Here is a 24,924-nt window from a genome sequence, read left to right on the forward strand (position 1 = left end):
GGCGTAACGGCCTCGTAAGCCGTGGCAACGGACATGGCCCCACTCCGGATTGGAACAGGGCCATGCAGGTCCACACTAATTCAGTTGAACAAGCCGTAGAAGAATAGACGGATGCTATCCCACATGCGGCGGAAGATACCACCCTCGTCGACCGCGTCCAGAGCGATCAGGTCTGCGCTGTGCACGACTTTATCATCCAGCTTCACTTCGACTTTACCGATTACGTCGCCTTTGGCGATCGGCGCAACCAGTTGCGGGTTCATGGTCATGCTGGCGGCGAGCTTTTTCAGCTGGCCTTTTGGCAGGGTCATGGTCAGGTCTTCAGCCAGGCCGGCCTTGACTTGATTAGTGGTGCCTTTCCAGACAGGAGCCTGAGCCAGCTCGGCGCCTTTCTGATAGAACGTCTGGGTTTCGAAGAAGCGGAAACCGTAGGTCAACAGCTTCTGGGTTTCAGAGGCGCGAGCCACTTCGCTGTTGGTGCCGAATACCACGGCAATCAGGCGCATGCCGTCACGTACAGCCGAAGACACCATGCAATAGCCGGCTTCGTCGGTGTGGCCGGTTTTCAGGCCGTCGACCGTCTTGTCGCGCCACAGCAGCAGGTTACGGTTAGGTTGCTTGATGCCGTTCCAGAAGAACTCTTTCTGCGAGTAGATCGCGTAGTGAGCCGGGTCTTCGTGGATGATCGCGCGAGCCAGCACCGCCATGTCGTGAGCCGACGAGTAGTGCTCCGGGTTCGGCAGACCGGTCGGGTTCAAGAAGTGGCTGTTGGTCATGCCCAGATCGGCCACGGTTTTGTTCATCATGTCAGCGAAGGCGTCTTCGCTGCCGGCGATGTGCTCGGAGAGCGCAACGCTGGCGTCGTTACCCGATTGAATGATGATGCCGTGCAGCAGATCGCTGACAGTGACTTGCGAGCCGACCTTGATGAACATCCGCGAACCGCCGGTACGCCAGGCGTTTTCGCTGACGGTCACCGGGTCGTTTTCGCCGATCTGGCCACGACGGATTTCCAGGGTCGCGATGTACGCGGTCATCAGCTTGGTCAGGCTGGCCGGCGGCAGACGCTGGTCACCGTTGTTCTCCACCAGCACGTTGCCGCTGCTGGCGTCCATGAGTACATAGGCTTTGGCGGCCAGTTGCGGTGGCGACGGCATCATCTCGACCGCGAAAGCGGCAGGCGAGAGGAGCAGCGGGACTAGCAGACACAGGCGTTTGGCAAAGGTGGTGATGTTCATCCGTCTCTCGAAATCGCTAATGGAAACTGCCCTAAGGGGCAAAACTAATCAGACAGCCTTCTAACGGGCCATCGCGTGTTCAGTCGTTCACTCAGAACCCTTGCCGGGCTTTTGTTCTTTAACGAGCCAACAACCAGGTCCGCCCCCCAAACCGCAAGCGAACCGTCAATCAAGTACTACGTATTACTCGGCAGTGACCAGGCTCGGCGAACCGAGATTGGCCAGGCGCACACTGTTCTGCACTTGCTGGATTTCACCCGGCGAGCCGATCGGCCCCAGGCGCACCCGATGCAGCGTCTGTTGATTGCGCACGATCGAACTGATGAACACCGGAGCGCTCACCATCCCGCTGAGCTTCGATCTCAGGAGTTCTGCAGCGTCCGGGTTGGCGAACGCGCCCACCTGCAGATACTGGCCAGAGGCTGGTACAGAAGCGTTTTTTTTTGCATCGATCGGCACAGGCACAGTGTCCGAAGCGTGTTGCTGCGGCGGTGGCGTCCACTGCTCTACCGTCCCCGCCGAAGCGGTAATCGTCGGCGCGGCATTTTGCGCTACTTGAGGCTCGTTGAGCATCAAAGGCGCCGGACGGCCTTTGGCAGCCCACCACGTTTGCGGGTCGATGCCTTCAACCTTGACCCGCGCCGTGCCGATTTCGGCATAGCCGAGTTTTTTGGCGGCGGCGTAGGACAAGTCGATAATGCGGTCCGAGTAGAACGGCCCGCGGTCGTTGACTCGCAGGACTACGCTCTTGTTGTTGTCCAGGTTGGTCACCCGAACGTAACTTGGCAGCGGCAAGGTCTTGTGAGCAGCACTCATGCCGTACAGGTCGTAAACCTCGCCATTGGCGGTGTTCTGACCGTGGAACTTGGTGCCATACCAGGACGCAGTGCCCGAGGCCACGTAGGTCTTGGATTCCTGCAACGGGAAATAAGTCTTGCCCAGCACGGTGTATGGGTTGGCTTTATAAGGACCTGTATGCAGGGTCGGCGTGGCATCCGGGATGCGCGATACATCGACGTCCCACCACGGCGCGCCATCTTTGTGCGCGCGGTTGATGTCCAGGCCTGGCGCTGCGCGCACGGCGGTGGAAGACTTTTGGGTCGGCGCACGGCTGGTCGAACAACTGGCGACCAGCACCGCCAACGCGGCGAATGCCATCAGCTTCAGGGGTTTATTCATAGGCAATGCCCGCATTACTTGACGCCCCGTGCTTGGACCAGCTGTTCAGACAGTTGATGTACGGCCATGGCGTACATCACGCTGCGGTTATAACGCGTGATTGCGTAAAAATTCGTCAGGCCCATCCAGTATTCGGGGCCATTGTCACCTTCCAGGCGGAAAGCCGTGACCGGCATATCATCGCGCAGCGCATCATGACTTGACCACCCCAGCGCCCGCAACTCCCCGACGGTTTTAGTCGGTTCGATGCCCGTGGTCAAACCTTCGTCCACCTGATCGCCACGCACATCGGCGCGGCTGACCACCGGTTCACCGGCGACCCAGCCGTGACGCTTGAAATAACTGGCGACGCTGCCAATGGCATCGTCCGGATTGGTCCAGATATTGATGTGGCCGTCACCGTCGAAGTCCACCGCATAGGCGCGAAAACTGCTCGGCATGAACTGCGGCAAACCCATCGCCCCGGCGTAAGAGCCTTTGAGGGTCAGCGGATCGACCTGCTCTTCCCGCGCCAGCAACAGGAACTCACGCAATTCCTTGCGGAAAAATTCGGCACGGGGAGGATAGTCGAAACCCAGGGTCGACAAGGCGTCGATTACCCGAAAATTGCCGGTATTACGACCAAAAAAGGTCTCGACGCCGATGATCGAAACAATAACCTGCGCTGGCACGCCGTATTCCTGCTCTGCACGGGCAAGTACCGCCTCGTGCTGACGCCAGAAGTCCACACCACGGGCGATGCGCGCGTCGGTGATGAACATCGGGCGGTACTCGTTCCACTGCTTGACCCGCTCGGCCGGTTTCGAGATCGCGTCCAGAATCGACTGCTTGCGCTCGGCTTCGCGGAACACGCCCATCAGCTGTTCACCGGCAAAACCGTAGTCGCGGGTCATTTCACCGACGAATTCAGCCACCTGCGGTGAGCCTTCGTAATCGCCGGCCAACGCTTCCTGCGCTGTGCCAAGGATGCTTACCAGGCCGACCCATGGCGCATATCGAGTCGCCCAGCCACGCATTACTTGCATTGAAATCTTCACCTTATTCAAACCTGAGCGATCCACTTGCGATGGGTATGGATCGACATCAAAACCCCAAACGCTGACAGCAGCGTCACCAGCGAAGTTCCTCCGTAGCTAATGAACGGCAACGGCACCCCCACAACCGGCAACAGGCCACTGACCATACCGATGTTGACGAAAACGTAAACAAAAAACGTCATGGTCAGGCTGCCCGCGAGCAATTTGCCGAACAATGTCTGGGCCTGGGCGGTAATCACCAGTCCGCGACCGATCAACAGCAGGTAAATCAGCAGCAGTGCGCAAATACCCACCAGGCCGAATTCTTCGCCCATGACCGCAATAATGAAGTCGGTGTGGCTTTCCGGCAGGAAGTCCAGGTGCGACTGGGTACCGAGCAACCAGCCCTTGCCGAACACACCGCCGGAACCGATGGCGGCTTTCGATTGAATGATGTTCCAGCCAGTGCCCAGCGGATCGCTTTCGGGATCGAGGAAGGTCAGGATTCGCTGCTTCTGGTAGTCATGCATGATGAAGTACCACATGCCGACCGCCACCGGCACAGCCGCGGCAATCACGCTGAGAATCCAGCGCCAGCGCAGGCCGCCCATGAACAGAACGAACGCGCCACCGGCGAGAATCAGCAGCGAAGTGCCGAGGTCGGGCTGACGCACGATCAGGATAAACGGCAACCCAATCAGAAACAGACTGACGCCCACATGCTTGAGCTGCGGCGGCAAGGTGCGCTTGGACAGATACCAGGCGATAGTCGCCGGCATCAGAATCTTCATGAATTCCGAGGGCTGGAAGCGGATCACCCCGGGAATGTTGATCCAGCGCGTGGCGCCCATGGCGTTGTGGCCCATGACGTCCACGACGACCAGCAACAGCACGCCGACCACGTAACCGACTGGCACCCAACGGGCCATGAAGCGCGGTTCGAATTGGGCGATGACGATCATCGACACCAGGCCGATGCCGAACGAAGTGGCTTGCTTGGCCAGCAGATCCCAGCTTTTGCCGCTGGCCGAATACAGCACGAACAGGCTGCCGGCGGCGAGGGTCAGCAGCAGGATCAGCAACGGGCCGTCAATGTGCATGCGTTGCAACAGCGTCGCGCGGCGACGCATCACATCCTCACTGGAGAGGATGCGATCGAAATTACTCTTCACGGGCCGTAGCCTCCGCACTGATAGGGCTGGCGTATTCGGCCTTCAACCGACCGTCCTGGTCCAGAAGCCAGGCGTCCATGATTTGACGCACTACGGGCGCGGCGACGCCGGAACCGGACTCGCCGTTCTCGACCATCACCGACACCACGATTTGCGGGTTGTCGGCGGGTGCGAAGCCGACGAACAAGGCGTGGTCGCGATGGCGTTCCTGAACCTTGGAGCGGTCATACTTCTCGCCCTGCTTGATCGCGACCACCTGGGCCGTACCACTTTTGCCGGCGATGCGGTATTGCGCGCCGATCGCCGCTTTGCGTGCCGTACCGCGGGCGCCGTGCATCACCTGTTGCATGCCGTGGTTGACCTTGGTCCAGTCGGACGGGTCACGCAGGATGATGTCCGGCATCGGGTTGTCATCCTTCGGCCGCTCGCCTTCGACGGTCTTGGCCAGGTGCGGACGGTTCCAGACACCCTTGTTCGCGACCAGCGCCGTGGCCTGGGCCAGTTGCAAGGGCGTTGATTGCATGTAGCCCTGACCGATCCCGAGAATCAGCGTTTCACCGGGGAACCAGGCCTGACGCCGGGTTGCACGCTTCCATTCACGTGTAGGCATCAGCCCCGGCGACTCTTCGAACATGTCCAGCGAAACCTTCTGGCCGATACCGAACTTGCTCAAGTACGCCGACAACCGATCGATTCCCAGCTTGTGGGCCAGGTCGTAGAAGTAGGTGTCGTTGGACCGCATGATCGCCGTGTCCAGATCGACGTAGCCGTCACCGGTACGGTTCCAGTTACGGTATTTGTGATCGTAGTTGGGCAACTGGTAATAGCCGGGGTCAAACACCCGACTCGACGCGTTCACAACGCCAGAATCCAGGCCGGCAATTGCCACGGCCGGTTTGATGGTCGAGCCCGGCGGGTACAGGCCGCGCAGCACGCGGTTGAACAGTGGTCGGTCGATTGAATCGCGCAGCTCGGAGTAGGCCTTGAAACTGATGCCGGTGACGAACAGGTTCGGGTCAAAACTCGGCTGACTGACCATCGCCAGGACTTCGCCGGTTTTCGGGTCCAGCGCCACCACTGCGCCACGGCGACCGCCGAGTGCAGCTTCGGCGGCTTCCTGCAATTTGATGTCCAGGCTCAGGACGATGTCCTTGCCGGAAATCGGTTCGGTACGTTTGAGTACCCGCAGCACGCGGCCACGGGCGTTGGTCTCGACTTCTTCGTAACCGACCTGACCGTGCAATTCGGGCTCGTAGAAGCGCTCGATGCCGGTTTTGCCAATTTGATGGGTGCCGCTGTAACTCACCGGGTCCAGAGACTTGAGCTCTTTCTCGTTGATCCGCCCCATGTAACCCACCGAGTGCGCAAAGTGCGCGCCCTGCGGATAGTGACGAACCAGCTGCGCGACCACTTCCACGCCTGGCAGACGGAACTGGTTCACCGCGATGCGGGCGATCTGTTCTTCGGTCAGCTCGAACAGGATCGGCACCGGCTCGAACGGCCGACGCCCCTGACGCATGCGTTTCTCGAAGATCACCCGATCCTCGGGCGTCAGCTCCAGCACTTCGACGATCACGTCGAGCACTTGCTGCCATTCGCCGGAGCGCTCACGGGTCATGCTCAGGCTGAAGCTGGGCCGGTTATCCGCCACCACCACGCCATTGCGATCGAAGATCAAGCCCCGAGTCGGCGGAATCGGCTGCACATGGACGCGGTTGTTTTCCGACAGGGTCGAGTGGTACTCGTACTGGATCACCTGAAGGAAATACAGCCGCGCGATCAGCACACCGATCAGCGTCACGACCGCAATTGCCCCGAACACGACGCGGCCACGCACCAGACGGGCGTCTTTTTCGTGGTCCTTGATGCGGATCGGCTGGGGCATGAGGGCAGAACTACTTGTGGTAAGGGTGGCCGGACAGGACTGTCCAGGCACGATACAGCTGTTCGCCGATCAGGATTCGCACCAGCGGGTGCGGCAACGTCAACGGCGAGAGCGACCAGCGCTGATCGGCCCGTGCACAGACTTCCGGCGCCAGCCCTTCGGGGCCGCCGACCATGAAATTCACCGTGCGCGAGTCCAGCCGCCAGCGATCGAGCTCGACCGCCAGCTGCTCGGTGCTCCAGGGCTTGCCGTGGACTTCGAGGGTCACAACGCGCTCGTTCGGCCCGACCTTGGCCAGCATGGCTTCGCCTTCCTGACGGATGAAGCGCGCCACGTCGGCGTTCTTGCCACGGGTGTTGAGCGGTATTTCCACCAGTTCCAGCGCCAGCTCGGACGGAAGACGCTTGGCATATTCATGCCAGCCTTCTTCCACCCACTTGGGCATGCGTGAACCGACGGCGATCAGTCGCAGTCGCACAGCGGTCCCTTATTGCTGGTCTTTGTTGAGCTTGACGAAGTGCTCATGGGTGTTTTCCGGGCTGTGGTGAGCCGCGTTCAGAGCACGGCTCTGTTCTGCACCGGACCACAGACGCTCCAGGTCGTAAAACTGACGAGCCGACGCGGTCATCATGTGCACGATGACATCATCCATATCCAGCAGGACCCAGTCGCTGTCGCCCTTGCCTTCTTCACCCAGCGGCTTGACGCCCAGGGCCTTGACCGCTTCGCGGACCTTATCCAGCATCGCGCCGATCTGGCGGTTGGACGTACCGGTAGCGATGATCATGAAGTCAGTGATGCTCTGCTTTTCACGAACGTCGATTACCTGAATGTCCTGGCCTTTCACGTCTTCCAGGGCCGCTACGGCAACCTTGACCAGCTCTTCGCCGCGCAGCTCAGGGCCGGTTGGAACTTCTACTGGCAGCGGGGCGCTCTTGAACGTGCCTTTGCGCTTTACTTTAGTTACGTCTTTGTTCGTCATATAAAACTCGTTTTGCTCGTATGTTCGGGCGCTTCGGTACACGCGTTCACGTGTTTTGAAGCGCGCCCTTTTTCAGTTCGACGCACGGTAGAGTCCGTGCGCATCGATGTAGGCCAGGACCGCGTCGGGCACCAGGAAACGTACCGACTTACCGCTGGCCAGCAGTTGACGGATCTGGGTGGCGGATACCGCGAGCGGTGTCTGCCAGACGAATGCAATCTGTCCGCTCGGCCCTTTGAGGGCCAGCGGGTCGCTCACCGAGCGTGCCGCCAACAGATTGCGCAAGGCATCCGGCGGTTCGCTGTCGGCATCCGGGCGTTGCAGCACCAGGATGTGGCAATGCTGGAGCAACTCTTCCCAGCGGTGCCAAGTGGGCAGGCCGCAAAATGCGTCCCAGCCCAAAAGTAGAAAAACCTGGTCTTCAGCGGCCAGTTCGGCGCGCATCAGTTCCAGGGTGTCGATGGTGTAGGACGGTTTGTCCCGCTGCAATTCGCGGGCATCCACCACCAACGGCGCCACACCGGCCACCGCGCACTCGACCATCGCCAGACGGTCTTTCGCCGACACCTGCGGCGTACCGCGATGAGGCGGTCTGGCACTGGGTGTCAGACGCAGCTCATCGAGCGCCAGCGATCCGGCGACTTCCAGCGCACTGCGCAAATGGCCGATGTGCACCGGGTCGAAGGTCCCGCCCAGCATGCCAATGCGTCGAGGCGCAGGCTCGCTGGCGGTTACCGGGGCTGACAGGTCGAGGTCGCCCAAGTCAGTCCGACGCCTGGCCGCGCAACTGGCCATCACCGACCACGATGTACTTCTCGCAGGTCAGACCTTCGAGGCCCACCGGGCCGCGGGCGTGCAGCTTATCAGTAGAAATGCCAATCTCGGCACCCAATCCGTATTCGAAGCCATCGGCGAAGCACGTCGGGGTGTTGATCATCACCGACGATGAATCGACTTCCGCGACGAAACGCCGGGTGTCGGCAAGGTTTTCGCTGACGATCGAATCGGTGTGATGGGAGCCGTACTTGTTAATGTGTTCGATGGCCTGGTCCAGCCCGTCGACCACACGGATCGAAAGAATCGGCGCCAGGTACTCGGTGTTCCAGTCTTCTTCGCTCGCTGCAACAGCCTCGATGATCGCCCGGGTGCGTTCGCAGCCGCGCAGCTCGACGCCTTTTTCGCGGAACTGTGCAGCCATCGATGGCAGGAAATCCTTGGCGACCGATTGGTCCACCAGCAGGGTTTCCATGGCACCGCAGATGCCATAACGGTAAGTCTTGGCATTGAACGCGATGCGCTGGGCTTTCGGCAGGTCGGCGTGAGCACTGACGTAAACGTGACAGATGCCGTCCAGGTGCTTGATAACCGGCACGCGGGCGTCACGGCTAACGCGCTCGATCAGGCCACGGCCGCCACGGGGCACGATCACGTCGACGTATTCAGGCATGGTGATCAGTGCGCCAACGGCGGCACGGTCAGTGGTTTCGACCACTTGCACCACGGCGGCAGGCAAATCGGCTTCGGCCAGACCGCGCTGGATGCAGGCGGCAATGGCACGGTTGGAATGAATCGCCTCGGAGCCGCCACGCAGGATGGTCGCGTTGCCGGACTTCAGGCACAGGCTGGCGGCATCGATGGTCACGTTCGGCCGGGATTCGTAGATGATCCCGATCACGCCCAACGGCACGCGCATCTTGCCGACCTGAATGCCCGACGGCCGAAAGCTCATGTCGCGGATCGCGCCGACCGGGTCCGGCAGAGCCGCTACCTGACGCAAACCGACGATCATGCCGTCGATGCGTTCCGGGGTCAGCGCCAGACGCTCAAGCAATGCAGGCTCAAGACCATTGGCGCGGCCAGCGGCCAAATCCAGTTCATTGGCAGCCGTCAGCTCGGCGCGAGCAGCGTCCAACGCATTGGCAGCAGCCTGCAAGGCGCGGTTTTTCTGCGCGGTGCTGGCACGGCCGATGACGCGAGAAGCTTCGCGGGCAGCGCGACCCAGGCGGGTCATGTAGTCAAGAACGGACTCAGTCATGGTCTGGAGTGGTCTTTGCTAAGGTCTTGGTAAAGAGTAAAGCGGCAGATTATAGCTGTCGCGTCCCGGGACTAACAGCGGTGACGGGCGGATGGTCGAAATGGAGGGCAATTTGCCGACGTTCAGCCGTGATTAAGCCGCAAATTGTTATCATCGCGACTCAATCAGCCCTGATAAACGCCGTTCATCATGACTAACCTGACTGTTCGCACGTCCGCGACGAGCCTGCCCAAGGGGCTCGCGGATGCATTTTTCGACAGAGATGCCCAAACGCTGGCCCGGGATTTACTCGGCAAAGTCATTCGTCACCGGGTCGGCGACCTGTGGCTCAGCGCCCGAATTATCGAGACTGAAGCCTATTACTGCGAAGAAAAAGGCAGCCACGCCTCCCTTGGCTACACAGAAAAACGTAAGGCTTTGTTTCTGGATGGCGGCCACATCTATATGTACTACGCCCGTGGCGGCGATTCCCTGAACTTCAGCGCCCAGGGTCCGGGCAATGCTGTGCTGATCAAATCCGCCTATCCGTGGATCGATGACTTGAGCGGGCCGGCGAGCCTCGCGCAGATGCTGTTAAACAATCCCGACGCCCAAGGTCGCCCTCGCCCCTCGCAAAAGCTTTGTGCTGGACAAACTTTGCTCTGCAAGGCGCTGGGCCTGAAGGTGCCGGTCTGGGACGCCAAGCGCTTCGACCATGAAGTGCTGCTGGTGGAAGATGTCGGCCCGGCGCCTGTTCACATCATACAAACCACGCGCCTGGGCATTCCGCACGGGCGCGATGAGCATTTGATGTACCGTTTCGTCGATGCGGCTTACGCGCCGTATTGCTCGCGCAACCCCTTGCGACGGGGGCAGGTCGAAGGTCGCGATTATTTTTTGCTGACTTAATGATGGAAAAATCCACTGTGGGAGCGAGCCTGCTCGCGATAGCGGACTAACAGTCGAAGTAGATGTCGCCTGACACTCCGCTATCGCGAGCAGGCTCGCTCCCACATGGGGCCGGCGGTGTTTTGAAAAGTGCATTCGCCCCTTGGGGCCAATTGAATAGTCGATGGAGTTGTTTTTATGGGCCCATGGCTCGATAGCGTGACCGGTTGGTTGACGGTCAACCCGCAATGGCTGGCCGCGGCGGTGTTCATAGTGGCCTTTGTGGAATGCCTGGCGATTGCCGGGCTGATCGTGCCCGGCACGGTGCTGCTGTTTGCCGTGGCGGTTCTGGCCGGCAGCGGCGCGCTGTCACTGGGCGAAACACTGTTGCTGGGGTTCCTCGGCGGCGTGCTGGGCGACATCATTTCGTACTTCCTCGGACGACATTTCCATCAGAACATCCGGCGCCTGCCAGGGTTGCGCCATCATCCGGAATGGATCGCCGGGGCCGAGGCGTATTTCCAGCGCTACGGCATCGCCAGCCTGTTGGTCGGGCGTTTCATCGGTCCGCTGCGACCGATGTTGCCGATGGTCGCGGGGATGTTCGACATGCCCTTCCCGCGCTTCGCCGCCGTCAGTCTGCTGGCTGCCACCGGTTGGAGCGTTGCCTATCTGCTGCCCGGCTGGGCCACGGGGGCGGCGATTCGCCTGCCTTTGCCGGAAGGGTTCTGGCCTGAGGCCGGCATCGTCGCCGGCAGCATCGCCCTCATGGTGGGCCTGAGCATCACCAGCAGCATGCGCCGTCATCGCAAAGCGACGATGCTGATTACCGGAATGAGCTTTCTGATTCTGGCGGGACTGTTTATCGGCTATCCGCACCTGACCGCCCTCGATCAGGGCCTGATGACCCTGGTGCAGGAACACCGCAGCCCGCTGCTCGATGAAGTGGCGGTGACGTTCACGCTGATCGGCGAGTTTCGCAACATGCTGTTGTTCAGCGCCCTGCTGACGGGTTTGCTGTTGCTCACCCGGCAATGGCGCCAGGCGATTTTCGCCGGTAGCACCCTGCTCTGCACTGCGCTGGGCAACACCGCGACCAAACACTTTTTCGCCCGTGTACGCCCGGAAGTGTTGAGCGATCCCCTGACCAGCTACAGCATGCCCAGCGGCCACGCCTCGGGCTCTTTTGCGCTGTTTCTGACGCTGGCCGTGCTGGCCGGCCGCGGACAACCACCGCGCATGCGCCTGACCTGGCTGCTGTTAGGTTGCTTGCCAGCGCTGGCGATTGCCCTGTCGCGGGTGTACCTGGGCGCGCACTGGCCAACGGATGTGCTGGCCGGCGCGATGCTGGCAGCGTGCGTGTGTGCCGCGAGTTTGTGGCTGAGTCAACGCCCGGCGCCGCTCAACGCCTTGCCACCGAAGGTGTGGTGGCTGGTGTTGCCGGCGATGGTGGCGCTGTTCGGGTTCTTTGCTTTGCGGCACTTACCGCATGCGATGTTGAGATATGCCTACTGATGCCGATTAGCAGCGTGTAGCAGCTGTCGAGCCTGCGAGGCTGCGTTCGGCGGCGAAGCCGTCGTGAGATCAGCCAACGACGTGTGCCAGGAGAACCTTACATGCAGGGTTTACGACGGCTTCGCCGCCGAACGCAGCCTCGCAGGCTCGACAGCTGCTACGGACTGCGCTCTTTTAGCGAGTCTCAGGCAAACAACTCACCCTGCAACTCATCCAGCAGCGCCTGAATCGCATCCAGTCGCTGCTGCGGATCATCGAGTTGCAGCAGGTCGATCTTGTCCACTTCGGCAAACGGCAACAGATACGCCAACTGATTGGCCAATGACTGCTGCCCGGTCGCTTCGGTGCCCATGTTCAATGCTTCGACCATCGGGTGTTCGGCCAAGGCTTTGAGCAGCGCAACCAGGTCGGCGTCCTCGTCCTGCAGCGGTTGCTCAGGCTCGTCTTCCAGCCACTCGACGTCGGCGACGGTCAGCTGATCGCGCTGAATCTCGGTGCGCAACACGTGGAAACGCCGTCCGCCCTGCACCCGAATGCCCAGCAAGCCATTGTCCTGCTGTTTGAAATCAGTGATCAGCGCCTCACATCCGACCAGAGCGTAGCCCGCCGGGGCGATGCCGACTTCTTCGCCGTCGAGGATGCACACCACGCCGAAGCCGCCGCCCTGCTTCATGCAGCGACTGATCATGTCCAGGTAGCGCGCCTCGAAGATCTGCAAATCGAGGATGCAGCCAGGAAACAACACCGTGTTCAGCGGAAAAAGCGGCAAGCTCATAGACATTTCCTTACACCACCATCGACACCGCCAACGGCAGGAAAACTGCCGTGGCCACGCCCATCAGACTCATTGCCAGCGCCGCGAAGGCGCCGCATTCTTCATTTTCCTGCATTGCCACCGCAGTGCCTACCGCGTGCGCCGTCATGCCCAGTGCCATACCGCGCGCCTCAGGACTGTGCACACCCAGCCGGGTCAAAAGACTCGGCCCGAATATCGCCCCGATCACCCCGGTAATCAACACGAACACTGCCGCCAGCGCCGCAACACCACCGATCTGCTCTGCCACCAGCATGGCAATCGGCGACGTCACCGACTTCGGCGCCATGGTCATCAGGATCATGTGTTCGGCACCAAACGACCAGCCCAGCAATACGCCCATGCCGGTGGCGACGACGCCACCTATCACCAGCGTAGTAAATATCGGCCAGAACAACTGCCGAATGCGTCGCAGATTGAGGTACAGCGGCACAGCCAGCGCAACGGTCGCAGGCCCGAGCAGGATACTGAGGATCTCGGTGCTCTTGCGGTACTCGGCATAGGTCAGGCCGCAACCCACCAATACGCCGATCACCAGCAGCATCGAGACCAGTACCGGTTGCAGAAAGATCCAGCGGGTTTTCTCGAACGCCGCCAGCACCAACTGATATGCCCCCAGCGTAATACCGATACCGAACAACGGATGATGAATCACCGACGTCCAGGCGCCGTGCCAGTCGAAGATCATTGGCCGTCCTCACGATGAGCGTGACGCTTGACCATGCGCTGCATCAGCACGCCAGCGAAGGCCAGGGACAGCAACAGCGACAACACCAGCGCACCGACGATGGCCCAGAAATCCGCAGCAATGTCTTTGGCGTAAACCATCACACCCACGGCTGGGGGCACCAGCAACAACGGCAGGTAACGCAGCAGACTGCTGGCCGCGAGGCTCAGCGGTTCGCCGACCTGGCCACGGCTGATCAGGAACACCAGCAGCAACAGCAGGCCGACAATCGGCCCCGGCAGCACCGGTAAAAACAAGTGGTTGATGGCTGTGCCCAGCAATTGGAACAGCACCAGCCAGGTCAGGCCACGTAACAACATCCGTCATCTCCCGCCAATATCATCCCGCACAAGCGGGCCGAGCATTATAAGCACGCCAACGCTATAGACCGGCATTCGCCAAAATCATGTTCAGTTGACCGGAGCCATTTGCCATGTTGATCTAAAGTGGTAATCCGGGAGGTCAAATCCCCCCACCTCAAAAACTATAAAACCGATGAACCCAAGGAGAGTCTCAATGCCCTATGTTCCAGTTGCAGAGCTCAAAGATTATGTCGGCAAGGAACTCGGACGTTCCGAATGGCTCACCATCGATCAGGAGCGCATCAACCTGTTCGCCGAAGCCACAGGGGATTATCAGTTCATCCACGTCGACCCGGTCAAAGCCGCGCAAACGCCATTTGGCAGCACCATTGCACACGGTTTCCTGTCGCTGTCGCTGATCCCCAAACTGATGGAAGACATCCTGATCCTCCCTGAAGGGGCGAAGATGGTGGTCAACTACGGTCTGGATACGGTGCGTTTCATCCAGCCAGTGAAGGTCAATTCCAGGGTACGACTCAAGGTCGACATGAACGAAGTCACCGAGAAGAAACCCGGCCAATGGCTGCTCAAGGCCACCGCCACGCTTGAGATCGAAGGCTCGGACAAACCGGCTTACATTGCCGAGCCACTGTCGCTCTGCTTCGTGTAACCCATCCCGGATGCGAAGCAGCTCACGCTGTTTCGCGCCCTCTCCTGTTTCCTGGCTATATAAGGTCAAACAGCTGCGGCATACTCGGTCGCCTAATTGCCCGGATCCCGCTATGCGCCCACTTGCACTCCTCGCTCTGACCCTATTGCTCACCGCTTGCGGCGACGGCGAATCGCTATTGCCCCCCGATGCCCGCTTGCCGGACGGCGGACGCTATCGCGGTGAACTGGTCAACGGATTGCTGCAAGGCCAGGGCCGTATCGATTACCCGAACGGCAGCTGGTACGCCGGCGATTTCGACAAGGGCCAATGGCATGGCCAGGGCGAATGGCACGGCAGCAACGGCGAAGTCTATCGCGGCGGATTCAATCTAGGGCTGTTCGACGGCAAGGGCACACTGACCACCAGCGGCAGCAGCTTCACCGGCGGCTTCAAAGCCGGTCGACGGGACGGCGAAGGCACCCTCAAAGAAAACGGTATGACCTACCGCGGTGAATTCAAGGCCGATCAATATTCAGGGCTCGGTCGTCTCGAACTCGAAGACGGCAGCTCGTATCAGGGCCAGTTCGCCCACGGCAAACCCAACGGCGAAGGCCAACGTGGCGACGCCAGCGGCAATCAGTTCACCGGGCATTTCGTCGACGGTCAGCTCGAAGGCAACGGGACTTTCAACAGCGCCGATGGCGATATCTATGTCGGCGGCTTCAAGAACAACCAACTGCACGGCAAGGGCCGCTACGAGAACGCCGACGGTGATGTCTGGCTCGGTCAATTCAAGGAAGGATCGCTGAACGGCAAGGGCGAGCTGATCGGCGCCGACGGCAGCCATTACATCGGCCAGTTCAGTGACTGGCGCTTCACCGGCCAAGGTCGATTGAACCTGTCCGACGGCAGCTTCTACATCGGCCAGTTTGACGGTGACAGTTATTCGGGGCGCGGCACCCTGGTGCTGACTGACGGCACGGTGCAAAGCGGTACGTGGATCAATGGCCAGCGTGTTCGCGATGCCGATGGCAAGCTGCTGCCCGACAGCCTGGAACTCGGTTTGCTGGCCCAGGGCCGTTTGCTCGACGATGCACTGTCCAACGTGCCGGCTTCGACCCCCGCAGTCGAGTTGTACACCCTGACACTCGGTGGTGACGGCAAGCAAAGCGTGTTCCTGCGCGAATCCGATTACGTCAGCAACATGCTCAACAGTCGCTTTGGTGCGTTTGGCCAGATCCGCCTGGTGAACCATCGCGACCACCTCGTCGACCGGCCGATGGCCACCCGGGAAAACCTGCGCCGTGCTGCCGCCACCCTGGCCGAACGCAGTGGCCCGGAAGATTTGATCTTCATTTACATGACCAGCCACGGCACCAGCGAACACGAACTGGTGCTCGACCAGCCGCGCATGGAACTGTCCGATCTGCCGGCCGATGAACTTGCCGCGGTGCTCTCTCCGCTGAAAAACCGCGACAAGATCATCGTAATTTCGTCCTGTTACTCCGGTGGCTTCATTCCCGCGCTCAAGGATGAACGCACCCTGATCATGACCGCCTCGCGCGCCGACCGCGTGTCCTTCGGCTGCTCGGAAGAAGCCAACTTCACCTACTTCGGCGACGCGCTGTTCGCCCAGGCACTTAACCAGACCGACGACCTGGAGCAAGCCTTCAAACTGGCCAAGGCCACCGTCGCCGAACGTGAACTGGCGGACAGCTTCGAAGCCTCTGAGCCGCAGATCTGGGCACCGAAAACCGTTCTCTCTCACTGGCAGCTGTTACGCAAGCAGCAAGCACGAAAGGCACTTCAAAGTGTCTCTATCAGCAGCACGGATGCAAAGAGCAACTAAGCTGAATAGTATCAAGGGGGAAACACTATGTACTTGACGCCTCAGCACGTACTGCTTGCCGGAGCTACCGGGTTGACCGGTGAACATCTTCTTGACCGTCTGCTCAATGAGCCAACGATCTCACGAGTATTGGCGCCCTCACGCCGGCCACTGGCCGAGCACCCCCATCTGGAAAACCCGGTCGGCGACCCTGCGGTGTTTCTGCCGCAATTGAATGGTCGCGTCGACATCGCCTACTGCTGCCTGGGCACCACCATCAAGAAAGCCGGCTCGGAACAGGCGTTTCGCGCGGTGGACCTGGACATGGTGGTGGCGTTCGCCAAACGTGCACGGGAGATGGGCGCACGGCACCTGATCGTGATCAGTGCACTGGGGGCTGATCGCAGGTCCCCTATTTTCTACAACCGGGTCAAAGGCGAGATGGAATATGCATTGCGCGCGCAGGACTGGCCGCAACTGACCATTTGCCGACCTTCGCTACTGCTGGGCGAGCGTATGGAACCGCGTATGGCTGAGCAATTCGTCGGGCCCTTGTCCCGCTTGATCCCCGGCAAATACCGCGGCATCGAAGCCTGCCAACTGGCCCGCGCCATGTGGCGACTGGCGCTGGAAGAGCAGGATGGGGTACGGATTGTCGAGTCGGATGAGTTGCGCAAACTCGGTAAATAATTCCCTCGCACAGATCGTTCCCACGCTCCGCGTGGGAATGCCTCAATGGACGCTCTGCGTCCGCTTTGGGACGCAGAGCGTCCCGGGCTGCATTCCCACGCAGAGCGTGGGAACGATCAGTTAGAGACCACCCGTTGCCTGAAAACTTACCCCGATCACCGTAAGCACCGACAGCGGCAACAGCAGCGTGTCGAGCAACGCACTGGCCGGCAGGTCGACGCCGGGATAGCTCGGGGCTTCGGCGCCGAAACGGTCCATGGCGCAGCAACCGCCATTCATGGCATACAAATCCAGACGCGTCCCCGAATACACCACTGGCGCCCCTGGCTTGGCGGCATCAAGCGTTCGCGCCGTGGCGCAGCCGGCCAATTGCAGCGCCAGCACAATCGTCAGCAGCTTATTCATCGCTGGTCAGGTGGTGTTCGCCCCAACGCGGCAGCATGTCCTGGGGAATGTTCAGCAGATTGAGAATTCGCGCCACGACAAAATCGATCAAGTCGTCGATGGTTTGCGGCTGATGATAAAAGCCTGGTGACGCCGGCAAAATCGTCACGCCCATGTTCGACAACTTGAGCATGTTCTCCAAATGGATGCTCGAATACGGCGCCTCACGCGGCACCAGAATCAGCTGACGACGTTCCTTCAAGGTGACGTCGGCGGCACGCTCGATCAGGTTGTTGCAGGCCCCCGTCGCAATAGCCGACAAGGTCCCGGTGGAACACGGCACCACCACCATCGCTGCCGGCGCGCCGGAGCCCGAGGCCACCGGCGACATCCAGTCTTCCTTGCCGTACACCCGAATCTGTCCGGCGGCAGCCCCGGTGTATTCGGTGAGGAAGGCCTGCATCATCTGGGTTTTCGGCGGCAACGTAACGTCAGTCTCAGTGGCCATCACCAGTTGCGCAGCCTTGGAGATCAAGAAGTGCACCTCGCGGTCTTCGCGTACCAGACAGTCAAGCAGGCGCAAACCGTACTGGGCGCCGGAAGCACCGGTCATCGCCAGCGTGATGCGTTCCGGGCCGTTGTTCATTGCAGCGCCTCGGCGAGTTTGCCGTGCAGGCCGCCGAAGCCGCCGTTGCTCATGATCACCACGTGAGTGCCGGGCTGGGCCTGGCTCTTCACGCGCTCGATGATGCCTTCCAGCGAATCGCTGACGATCGACGGCACTGTGCACAACGCAGCAGTAGCCCCCAGATCCCAACCGAGGTTGGCCGGCGCGTACCAGATCACCTGATCGGCATCGACCACGCTTTCCGGCAAGCCGTCGCGGTGAGCACCGAGCTTCATTGAGTTGGAGCGTGGCTCAATGATCGCGATCAATGGTGCATCGCCGATGCGCTTGCGCAGACCGTCGAGGGTCGTCGCAATAGCTGTCGGATGGTGAGCGAAGTCGTCATAGATGGTAATGCCACGGACCTCCGCGACTTTCTCCATCCGGCGCTTGACGCTTTTGAATGCGCTCAGCGCAGCGATGCCCATGGACGGCACAACACCGACGTGGCGCGCCGCAGCCAACGTGGCCAGCGCGTTGGCGACGTTGTGTTGGCCGGTCATGTCCCACTCGACCACACCTTGAGCGACACCTTCGAACATCACTTCGAATTTCGAACCGTCTTCGCTCAGCAGTTTGACCTGCCACTGTCCGCCGGCGCCGGTGGTTTGCACCGGGGTCCAGCAACCCATCTCGATCACACGCTGCAACGCCGGCTCGGTGGTCGGATGAATCACCAGGCCTTCGCTCGGAATGGTCCGCACCAAATGGTGGAATTGCCGCTCGATGGCGGGCAGATCGGGGAAAATGTCAGCGTGATCGTATTCCAGGTTGTTCAGGATCGCCGTGCGCGGGCGGTAGTGAACGAACTTGGAGCGCTTGTCGAAGAACGCGCTGTCGTACTCGTCGGCTTCGATCACGAAGAATGGGGTGTCACCCAGACGAGCGGACACCGAGAAGTTTTGCGGCACACCGCCGATCAGGAAACCCGGGCTCATGCCCGCGTGTTCCAGCACCCAGGCGAGCATGCTGCTGGTGGTGGTTTTACCATGAGTACCGGCGACAGCCAGCACCCAGCGACCTTGCAGCACGTGATCTGACAGCCATTGCGGGCCGGAAACGTAGGGCAGGCCTTTATTCAGCACGTATTCGACAGCCGGGTTGCCGCGGGACATGGCATTGCCGATCACCACCAGATCCGGAGCCGGATCGAGCTGCGCCGGGTCATAGCCTTGCGTCAACTCAATGCCCTGAGCCTCAAGCTGAGTGCTCATCGGCGGATAGACGTTGGCATCGGAGCCCGTCACGTGATGGCCCAGCTCTTTGGCCAGAACCGCCATCGAACCCATGAAAGTGCCGCAGATACCAAGAATGTGAATGTGCATTAGTCGACCTCGTAAAACATGGCCGCAGGTTAGCTTAGGGTGGGAAAATTCGCACTCTGTCTTTAATGATCGTTCCCACGCTGCGTGGGAACGATCAATTACGCAGAGCGGGCTATGCCGTGTTTGCGCAGTTTTCGATAGAGGGTGTTACGGCTGACGCCAAGTTGTTCAGCCGTGTGAGTCATATGCCAGCGCGTCTGTTCCAGCGCATTCAGCAACGCCAGCCGCTCAGCGTCATCCAGCGGATAGTCCGACGGCTCTTCAACGGCAACAACAGGAACCGGCCGGGCCTGACGAATCATCACTGGCAAATCCTCCAGTCCGATCCGCCCACCGTCACACAGCGCGGCTAACGTGCGCAGCACATTGCGCAACTGCCGCACGTTCCCCGGCCAGGCAAAGGCCAGCAACGCCTGGCGTGCCGGACCGTCGATCAATACGGTTTCCCCGCCCGCCTCTTCGGCCAACAAAAAGTCGAGCAACTGAGACTTATCACTGCGATCACGCAGCGCCGGCAGTGCAACTTCCAGCCCGTTGAGCCGGTAATACAAATCCTCGCGGAAGCTGCCGTCCTGCACCCGATCCAGCAGATTGCGGTGAGTGGCGCTGATGATCCGCACATTGACCGATTCCGGCTCGCCGCCGATCGGCACCACCTGACGATCTTCCAGCACCCTTAATAGCCGGGTCTGCAAAGCCAAGGGCATATCGCCGATTTCATCTAGGAATAACGTGCCGCCATCGGCCTGTTGCAACTTGCCACGCATGCCTTCCTTACGCGCACCGGTAAAGCTGCCGCCGCGATAGCCAAACAGTTCGCTCTCGATCAGGCTTTCGGGGATGGCGGCGCAGTTGAGGGCGACGAAGGCTTTTTCTGCTCGCTGGCTGGCCTGGTGGACGGCTTTGGCAAACGCTTCTTTGCCGGATCCGGTTTCGCCGTTGATCAGTAGCGGAACGTCCCGTTCGAACACGCGCAAGGATTTGCGGAAATCTTCCTGCAACCCCGTGTCGCCCAGACAAATGCCCGATAAGCGCGAAGGTTCGGCGATCACCGGACTTTGCACCACCGGCACCGGAATACTGCGTGGCTGCCCGCGCAACAACGCAAACAGACTCCGCCCGTCGCGCGTGCGCAACGGCCAACTGGCGCTGGCATTGACGCTGGCGCGGCCGAGCAATTCATCCAGCGAGCAGTCGAAAAACGCCTCCACCGGCTTGCCCAGCAGCCCACCGCGAATATGCCCCAACAGGTTCAGCGCACTTTGGTTGACCGCGCTGATCCGCCCTTCCCCGTCAAACGCCAGCAACCCTTCGCTGAACAACCCGACGGATTCGGCCTGAAGGTGAAAACGCAGCAACCACTGATTGTCGAAATAGCGCAGGAAATAGCAGCTCTCGATCATCTTCGCCGAAAGATTGACCAGCGCCATGGTGTGGAATTGGCTTTGACGCGAGACCTCGTGACGCGCCGAGGACACGTCGAGCACCGCCAGCAGTTCGCCATGCGGGTCGAACACCGGACTTGCCGAGCAGGTCAGGCCGGTGTGACGGCCGCGAAAGTGCTCGTCCTGGTGGATGGTCAGGGACTGACGCTCTACCAGACAGGTGCCAATGCCGTTGGTGCCCTCGCAGGCTTCGCTCCAGTCAGCCCCGAGCCAGAGACCGGCGCGTTCGAAAATCTTCCGTTCGGCAGGTGCGGTAACGCAATTGAGGATCACACCGCGGGCGTCGGTCAGCAGGACCGCGTGGCCGGCACCGGAGAGTTGCTGATGAAGGCTGGTCATTTCGCTGCCGGCGATGTGCAGCACTTGCTGCAAGCGCTCGCGGCTTTCCAGGACGCGGCCATGTTCCAGCACCGTCGGCGCCATGGTCAGGGCCGGGTCGAGGTGATAATCCTCAAGACAGCGCAGCCAGGAACGGGCAATCGACGGATCGCTGCCAGGGCCGTGCAAGTGGGACTTCCCCTGAGTGACGGTCAGGACCTGCTGGGCATGGCGACTCAAATGGTTGTCGTGCATTTCTTATTGTTCTCCCCGCAGAGTCTGGTCCGATTCCGTGTAGCAGCTGCCGAAGGCTGCGTCCGGCTGCGAAGCAGTCGTAAACCTGTTTCCCGTATGCATTGCCGAAAACGAGGCGAGCGCTTCGCACTCGGACGCAGCCTTCGGCAGCTGCTACACGAAGCAAAATTGCGTGATGCCGAGCATCCTCCAGCGCGACGCGCATTGCAATGCTGGCGAGACCGACCCGTCACACGTTGTGCCAGAAGCGGTACAAAGTGTCATCAGGACTGTACCGAAACCGTCACAGACAGAGTCCGTCGGTCCGACAAAAATCGCGTAAAGCCTTGATTTGCCTGACCTGCAAGGCGGTGGCCCGACCCTTGCTCTACGCTTATAGCAAGCGCACATGCGCTCTCCCTTATAAGCACAAAAGCCAAGGAGAAATCACCATGCGTTACGCTCACCCCGGTACTGAAGGCGCTATCGTTTCGTTCAAGAGCAAATACGGTAACTACATCGGCGGCGAGTTCGTCGCGCCTGTTAAAGGTCAGTACTTCACCAATACCTCGCCAGTGAATGGCCAACCAATTGCCGAATTCCCGCGTTCCACGGCCGAAGACATCGAAAAGGCCCTGGACGCTGCCCACGCGGCCGCCGATGCCTGGGGCGCCACGTCCGCCCAGGCTCGCTCGCTGGTGCTGCTGAAAATCGCCGACCGCATCGAACAGAACCTCGAAGTCCTGGCGATCACCGAATCCTGGGACAACGGTAAAGCCGTGCGTGAAACCCTCAACGCCGACATCCCGCTGGCGGCGGACCATTTCCGCTATTTCGCCGGTTGCATCCGCGCTCAGGAAGGCAGCGCCGCCGAGATCGACGGCAACACCGTGGCCTATCACATCCATGAACCGCTGGGCGTGGTCGGGCAGATCATCCCGTGGAACTTCCCGATCCTGATGGCCGCCTGGAAACTCGCCCCGGCCCTGGCGGCCGGTAACTGCGTGGTGCTCAAGCCCGCCGAACAAACCCCGCTGGGCATTACCGTGCTGATGGAGCTGATCGGCGACCTGTTGCCGCCGGGCGTGCTGAACGTCGTGCAAGGCTTCGGCAAAGAAGCCGGCGAAGCGCTGGCCACCAGCAAACGCATCGCCAAGATCGCCTTCACCGGTTCGACCCCGGTCGGCTCGCACATCATGAAATGCGCCGCCGAAAACATCATTCCGTCCACCGTGGAGCTGGGTGGCAAGTCGCCGAACATCTTCTTCGCCGACATCATGCAAGCCGAAGAAACCTTCATCGAAAAAGCCGCCGAAGGCCTGGTGCTGGCGTTCTTCAACCAGGGCGAAGTCTGCACCTGCCCGTCCCGCGCCTTGGTGCAAGAATCGATCTACGACGACTTCATGAAAGTCGTGATGAAGAAAGTGCTGTCGATCAAACGTGGCGACCCGCTGGACACCGACACCATGGTCGGCGCCCAGGCGTCCGAGCAGCAATTCGACAAAATCCTTTCGTACCTGGAAATCGCCAAGGGCGAAGGCGCCGAGCTGCTGACCGGCGGCAAGATTGAAAAACTCGAGGGCAACCTGGCGACCGGGTATTACATCCAGCCGACCCTGCTCAAGGGCACCAACAAAATGCGCGTGTTCCAGGAAGAAATCTTTGGCCCGGTGGTGAGCATCACCACCTTCAAGGACGAAGCCGAAGCCCTGGCCATCGCCAACGACACCGAGTTCGGCCTGGGTGCCGGTCTGTGGACCCGCGACATCAACCGCGCCTATCGCATGGGCCGCGCGATCAAGGCCGGTCGTGTGTGGACCAACTGCTACCACCTGTACCCGGCGCACGCCGCGTTCGGCGGTTACAAAAAATCCGGTGTCGGTCGTGAAACCCACAAAATGATGCTCGATCACTATCAGCAGACCAAAAACCTGCTGGTGAGCTACGACATCAATCCGTTGGGTTTCTTCTAAAAAGCGTGGGCGATGCAGATGTTTCTGCGTCGCCCTTTCAATAGTCATCGCGAGCAGGTCGGATCGCCGCACCGTCGCTCCCACATTTACACCGCACTCCCCCTGTGGGAGCGAGCCTGCTCGCGATGGCGCCCTCAATGACACCCCGAACATTGCCCTGCCGCTCTGGCACGGGCTTTGCGTGCTCGCTTTACACGAAAACGTCGCACCTGAAAGTCCAACAAATCAAAAAATAAAAAAGACAGCGAGGACTTATGACTTCTACTACACAGCTCAAACCCACACTCGGCACCCTGCATTTATGGGGCATTGCCGTCGGCCTGGTGATTTCCGGCGAGTATTTCGGCTGGAGTTACGGCTGGGGCACCGCAGGGACCCTGGGTTTCCTCGTCACCGCGTTGATGGTGGCGACGATGTACACCTGTTTCATCTTCAGCTTCACCGAATTGACTACCGCGATTCCCCACGCGGGCGGACCGTTTGCCTACAGCCGGCGGGCCTTTGGTGAGAAAGGCGGACTGATCGCCGGCATCGCCACGCTGATCGAATTCGTCTTTGCGCCCCCGGCGATTGCCATGGCCATCGGCGCCTACCTCAACGTGCAATACCCGGAACTGGACCCCAAGATCGCCGCCGTTGGCGCCTATTTCGTGTTCATGGGCTTGAATATCCTCGGCGTCAGCATCGCCGCGACGTTTGAACTGGTGGTCACCGTGCTGGCGGTCGCCGAATTGCTGGTGTTCATGGGCGTCGTTGCGCCGGGCTTCAGCTTCAGTAATTTCGCGCTTAACGGCTGGTCGGGCGCCAACGAGTTCACCATGGGCTCGATTCCCGGCATCTTTGCGGCGATCCCCTTTGCGATCTGGTTTTTCCTTGCGATTGAAGGCGCGGCGATGGCGGCTGAAGAAGCCAAGGACCCGAAACGCACGATTCCCAGGGCTTATGTCAGTGGCATTCTGACCCTGGTGTTCCTGGCCATCGGCGTAATGGTGATGGCAGGCGGCGTTGGCGACTGGCGTCAACTGGCGAACATCAACGATCCGTTGCCTCAGGCAATGAAAGCCGTGGTCGGCAACAATTCGTCCTGGATGCACATGCTGGTGTGGATCGGCCTGTTCGGTCTGGTGGCGAGTTTCCACGGGATCATTCTCGGCTACTCACGGCAATTCTTTGCGCTGGCCCGGGCCGGTTACCTGCCTCGCGGCCTGGCCAAGCTCTCGCGCTTCCAGACTCCGCACCGGGCGATCCTGGCCGGCGGCGTGATCGGCATCGCGGCGATCTACAGCGACGGTCTGGTCAACCTGCAAGGCATGACCCTGACGGCAGCAATGATCACCATGTCGGTATTCGGTGCCATCGTGATGTACATCATCAGTATGCTGAGCCTGTTCAAACTGCGTAAAACCGAGCCAAACCTTGAACGTACCTTCCGCGCACCGGGTTACCCGATCGTGCCGGGGATTGCGCTGTTTCTGGCGGTGGTGTGCCTGGTGGCGATGGCCTGGTTCAATACGCTGATCGGGTGTGTGTTCCTCGGATTTATGGCTGTCGGTTACCTGTATTTCCAATTGACCGCCAAGCAACGCTTCGACGCACCGGCGGACGCGATGCTCGAAGGCGTCTGAGTTGCACCGGCGCCGGGCCTGTTGCCCGGCGCCTGCCTTATTGAAGTGCAC

At 60.4% G+C, this 24,924-nt stretch carries 23 protein-coding genes; 7 read left to right on the top strand and 16 right to left on the bottom strand.

Translation table 11 applies throughout. From position 1 onward, the window contains the following. Nucleotides 1–80 precede the first annotated feature (80 nt). From AC3IUE_RS28585 to AC3IUE_RS28625, 9 genes are all read right to left on the bottom strand, one after another. Nucleotides 81–1,238 carry a D-alanyl-D-alanine carboxypeptidase family protein gene (locus AC3IUE_RS28585; protein ID WP_462002852.1) on the bottom strand — a complete coding sequence of 386 codons (1,158 nt, stop codon included), beginning with the start codon at nt 1,236–1,238 and terminating at the stop codon, nt 81–83. A gap of 183 nt (nt 1,239–1,421) precedes the next feature. Then, a complete protein-coding gene (locus AC3IUE_RS28590) occupies nt 1,422–2,432 on the bottom strand; it encodes a septal ring lytic transglycosylase RlpA family protein (protein ID WP_461999941.1) in 1,011 nt (336 codons plus the stop codon). Then, nucleotides 2,432–3,442 (bottom strand): lytic murein transglycosylase B, encoded by a 1,011-nt coding sequence (gene mltB, locus AC3IUE_RS28595; RefSeq protein ID WP_347803401.1) that lies wholly within the window; start codon nt 3,440–3,442, stop codon nt 2,432–2,434. The genes AC3IUE_RS28590 and mltB overlap by 1 nt, the downstream gene beginning before the upstream one ends. A gap of 17 nt (nt 3,443–3,459) precedes the next feature. Further along, complete coding sequence (gene rodA, locus AC3IUE_RS28600; RefSeq protein ID WP_046048707.1) at nt 3,460–4,563, bottom strand: rod shape-determining protein RodA; 1,104 nt, start codon at nt 4,561–4,563, stop codon at nt 3,460–3,462. A 31-nt stretch (nt 4,564–4,594) separates the two neighbouring features. Beyond that, nucleotides 4,595–6,490 (bottom strand): penicillin-binding protein 2, encoded by a 1,896-nt coding sequence (gene mrdA / locus AC3IUE_RS28605; RefSeq protein ID WP_046048706.1) that lies wholly within the window; start codon nt 6,488–6,490, stop codon nt 4,595–4,597. A 10-nt stretch (nt 6,491–6,500) separates the two neighbouring features. Then, nucleotides 6,501–6,968: a 23S rRNA (pseudouridine(1915)-N(3))-methyltransferase RlmH gene (gene rlmH / locus AC3IUE_RS28610; protein WP_007937439.1), complete on the bottom strand. Its 468-nt coding sequence runs from the start codon at nt 6,966–6,968 to the stop codon at nt 6,501–6,503. A gap of 9 nt (nt 6,969–6,977) precedes the next feature. Continuing rightward, the gene (gene rsfS, locus AC3IUE_RS28615; RefSeq protein WP_033054148.1) at nt 6,978–7,472 is read right to left on the bottom strand and encodes a ribosome silencing factor; all 495 of its coding nucleotides are present in this window, start codon (nt 7,470–7,472) and stop codon (nt 6,978–6,980) included. A gap of 72 nt (nt 7,473–7,544) precedes the next feature. Then, nucleotides 7,545–8,234, bottom strand: a complete 690-nt coding sequence (gene nadD, locus AC3IUE_RS28620; protein ID WP_489264392.1) for a nicotinate-nucleotide adenylyltransferase — start codon at nt 8,232–8,234, stop codon at nt 7,545–7,547. Nucleotide 8,235: 1 nt separating this feature from the next. After that, nucleotides 8,236–9,507 carry a glutamate-5-semialdehyde dehydrogenase gene (locus AC3IUE_RS28625; RefSeq protein ID WP_111451174.1) on the bottom strand — a complete coding sequence of 424 codons (1,272 nt, stop codon included), beginning with the start codon at nt 9,505–9,507 and terminating at the stop codon, nt 8,236–8,238. A gap of 189 nt (nt 9,508–9,696) precedes the next feature. Here AC3IUE_RS28625 and AC3IUE_RS28630 point away from each other — a divergent pair, with 189 nt between their 5' ends. Both AC3IUE_RS28630 and AC3IUE_RS28635 read left to right on the top strand, forming a co-directional pair. Next, nucleotides 9,697–10,395, top strand: a complete 699-nt coding sequence (locus AC3IUE_RS28630) for a DNA-3-methyladenine glycosylase (protein WP_489264393.1) — start codon at nt 9,697–9,699, stop codon at nt 10,393–10,395. Nucleotides 10,396–10,572: 177 nt separating this feature from the next. Next, nucleotides 10,573–11,889: a bifunctional DedA family/phosphatase PAP2 family protein gene (locus AC3IUE_RS28635; protein ID WP_489264394.1), complete on the top strand. Its 1,317-nt coding sequence runs from the start codon at nt 10,573–10,575 to the stop codon at nt 11,887–11,889. Nucleotides 11,890–12,073: 184 nt separating this feature from the next. On the opposite strand, the gene AC3IUE_RS28640 is transcribed toward AC3IUE_RS28635, so the two are convergent. Genes AC3IUE_RS28640 through AC3IUE_RS28650 form a run of 3 tightly spaced genes read right to left on the bottom strand, consistent with a single transcriptional unit; the run spans nt 12,074 to nt 13,750 of the window. Continuing rightward, a complete protein-coding gene (locus AC3IUE_RS28640; protein ID WP_056744550.1) occupies nt 12,074–12,664 on the bottom strand; it encodes an LON peptidase substrate-binding domain-containing protein in 591 nt (196 codons plus the stop codon). A 10-nt stretch (nt 12,665–12,674) separates the two neighbouring features. Further along, nucleotides 12,675–13,391, bottom strand: coding sequence for an LrgB family protein (locus AC3IUE_RS28645; protein ID WP_056744547.1), 717 nt, complete (start codon nt 13,389–13,391; stop codon nt 12,675–12,677). Next, entirely contained in the window at nt 13,388–13,750 is a 363-nt protein-coding gene (locus tag AC3IUE_RS28650; RefSeq protein ID WP_046048699.1) for a CidA/LrgA family protein, read from the bottom strand. The genes AC3IUE_RS28645 and AC3IUE_RS28650 overlap by 4 nt, the downstream gene beginning before the upstream one ends. 196 nt (nt 13,751–13,946) lie before the next feature. Here AC3IUE_RS28650 and AC3IUE_RS28655 point away from each other — a divergent pair, with 196 nt between their 5' ends. The 3 genes from AC3IUE_RS28655 (at nt 13,947) to AC3IUE_RS28665 (ending at nt 16,902) form a co-directional block, all read left to right on the top strand. Continuing rightward, entirely contained in the window at nt 13,947–14,402 is a 456-nt protein-coding gene (locus AC3IUE_RS28655; protein ID WP_008152797.1) for a MaoC family dehydratase, read from the top strand. Nucleotides 14,403–14,514: 112 nt separating this feature from the next. After that, nucleotides 14,515–16,233 carry a C13 family peptidase gene (locus AC3IUE_RS28660; protein WP_489264395.1) on the top strand — a complete coding sequence of 573 codons (1,719 nt, stop codon included), beginning with the start codon at nt 14,515–14,517 and terminating at the stop codon, nt 16,231–16,233. Between the two features lie 27 nt (nt 16,234–16,260). Next, nucleotides 16,261–16,902, top strand: a complete 642-nt coding sequence (locus tag AC3IUE_RS28665) for an oxidoreductase (protein WP_056744543.1) — start codon at nt 16,261–16,263, stop codon at nt 16,900–16,902. Nucleotides 16,903–17,022: 120 nt separating this feature from the next. Here AC3IUE_RS28665 and AC3IUE_RS28670 read toward each other — a convergent pair whose 3' ends face one another. From AC3IUE_RS28670 to AC3IUE_RS28685, 4 genes are all read right to left on the bottom strand, one after another. Further along, a complete protein-coding gene (locus tag AC3IUE_RS28670) occupies nt 17,023–17,307 on the bottom strand; it encodes a YceK/YidQ family lipoprotein (protein WP_056744541.1) in 285 nt (94 codons plus the stop codon). Then, nucleotides 17,300–17,932, bottom strand: coding sequence for a flavin prenyltransferase UbiX (gene ubiX / locus AC3IUE_RS28675; RefSeq protein WP_056744539.1), 633 nt, complete (start codon nt 17,930–17,932; stop codon nt 17,300–17,302). The genes AC3IUE_RS28670 and ubiX overlap by 8 nt, the downstream gene beginning before the upstream one ends. After that, nucleotides 17,929–19,278 carry a UDP-N-acetylmuramate:L-alanyl-gamma-D-glutamyl-meso-diaminopimelate ligase gene (mpl, locus tag AC3IUE_RS28680; protein ID WP_008152785.1) on the bottom strand — a complete coding sequence of 450 codons (1,350 nt, stop codon included), beginning with the start codon at nt 19,276–19,278 and terminating at the stop codon, nt 17,929–17,931. Before mpl ends, ubiX begins: the two co-directional genes overlap by 4 nt. A gap of 98 nt (nt 19,279–19,376) precedes the next feature. Beyond that, a complete protein-coding gene (locus AC3IUE_RS28685; protein ID WP_489264396.1) occupies nt 19,377–21,296 on the bottom strand; it encodes a sigma-54-dependent Fis family transcriptional regulator in 1,920 nt (639 codons plus the stop codon). Between the two features lie 431 nt (nt 21,297–21,727). Here AC3IUE_RS28685 and exaC point away from each other — a divergent pair, with 431 nt between their 5' ends. Then, a complete protein-coding gene (gene exaC, locus AC3IUE_RS28690) occupies nt 21,728–23,248 on the top strand; it encodes an acetaldehyde dehydrogenase ExaC (protein ID WP_461999951.1) in 1,521 nt (506 codons plus the stop codon). A 254-nt stretch (nt 23,249–23,502) separates the two neighbouring features. Further along, nucleotides 23,503–24,873, top strand: a complete 1,371-nt coding sequence (gene eat / locus AC3IUE_RS28695; RefSeq protein WP_056743607.1) for an ethanolamine permease — start codon at nt 23,503–23,505, stop codon at nt 24,871–24,873. The last annotated feature ends 51 nt before the right edge of the window (nt 24,874–24,924 follow it).

It is taken from the genome of Pseudomonas sp. GL_093 (genome assembly GCF_057837605.1).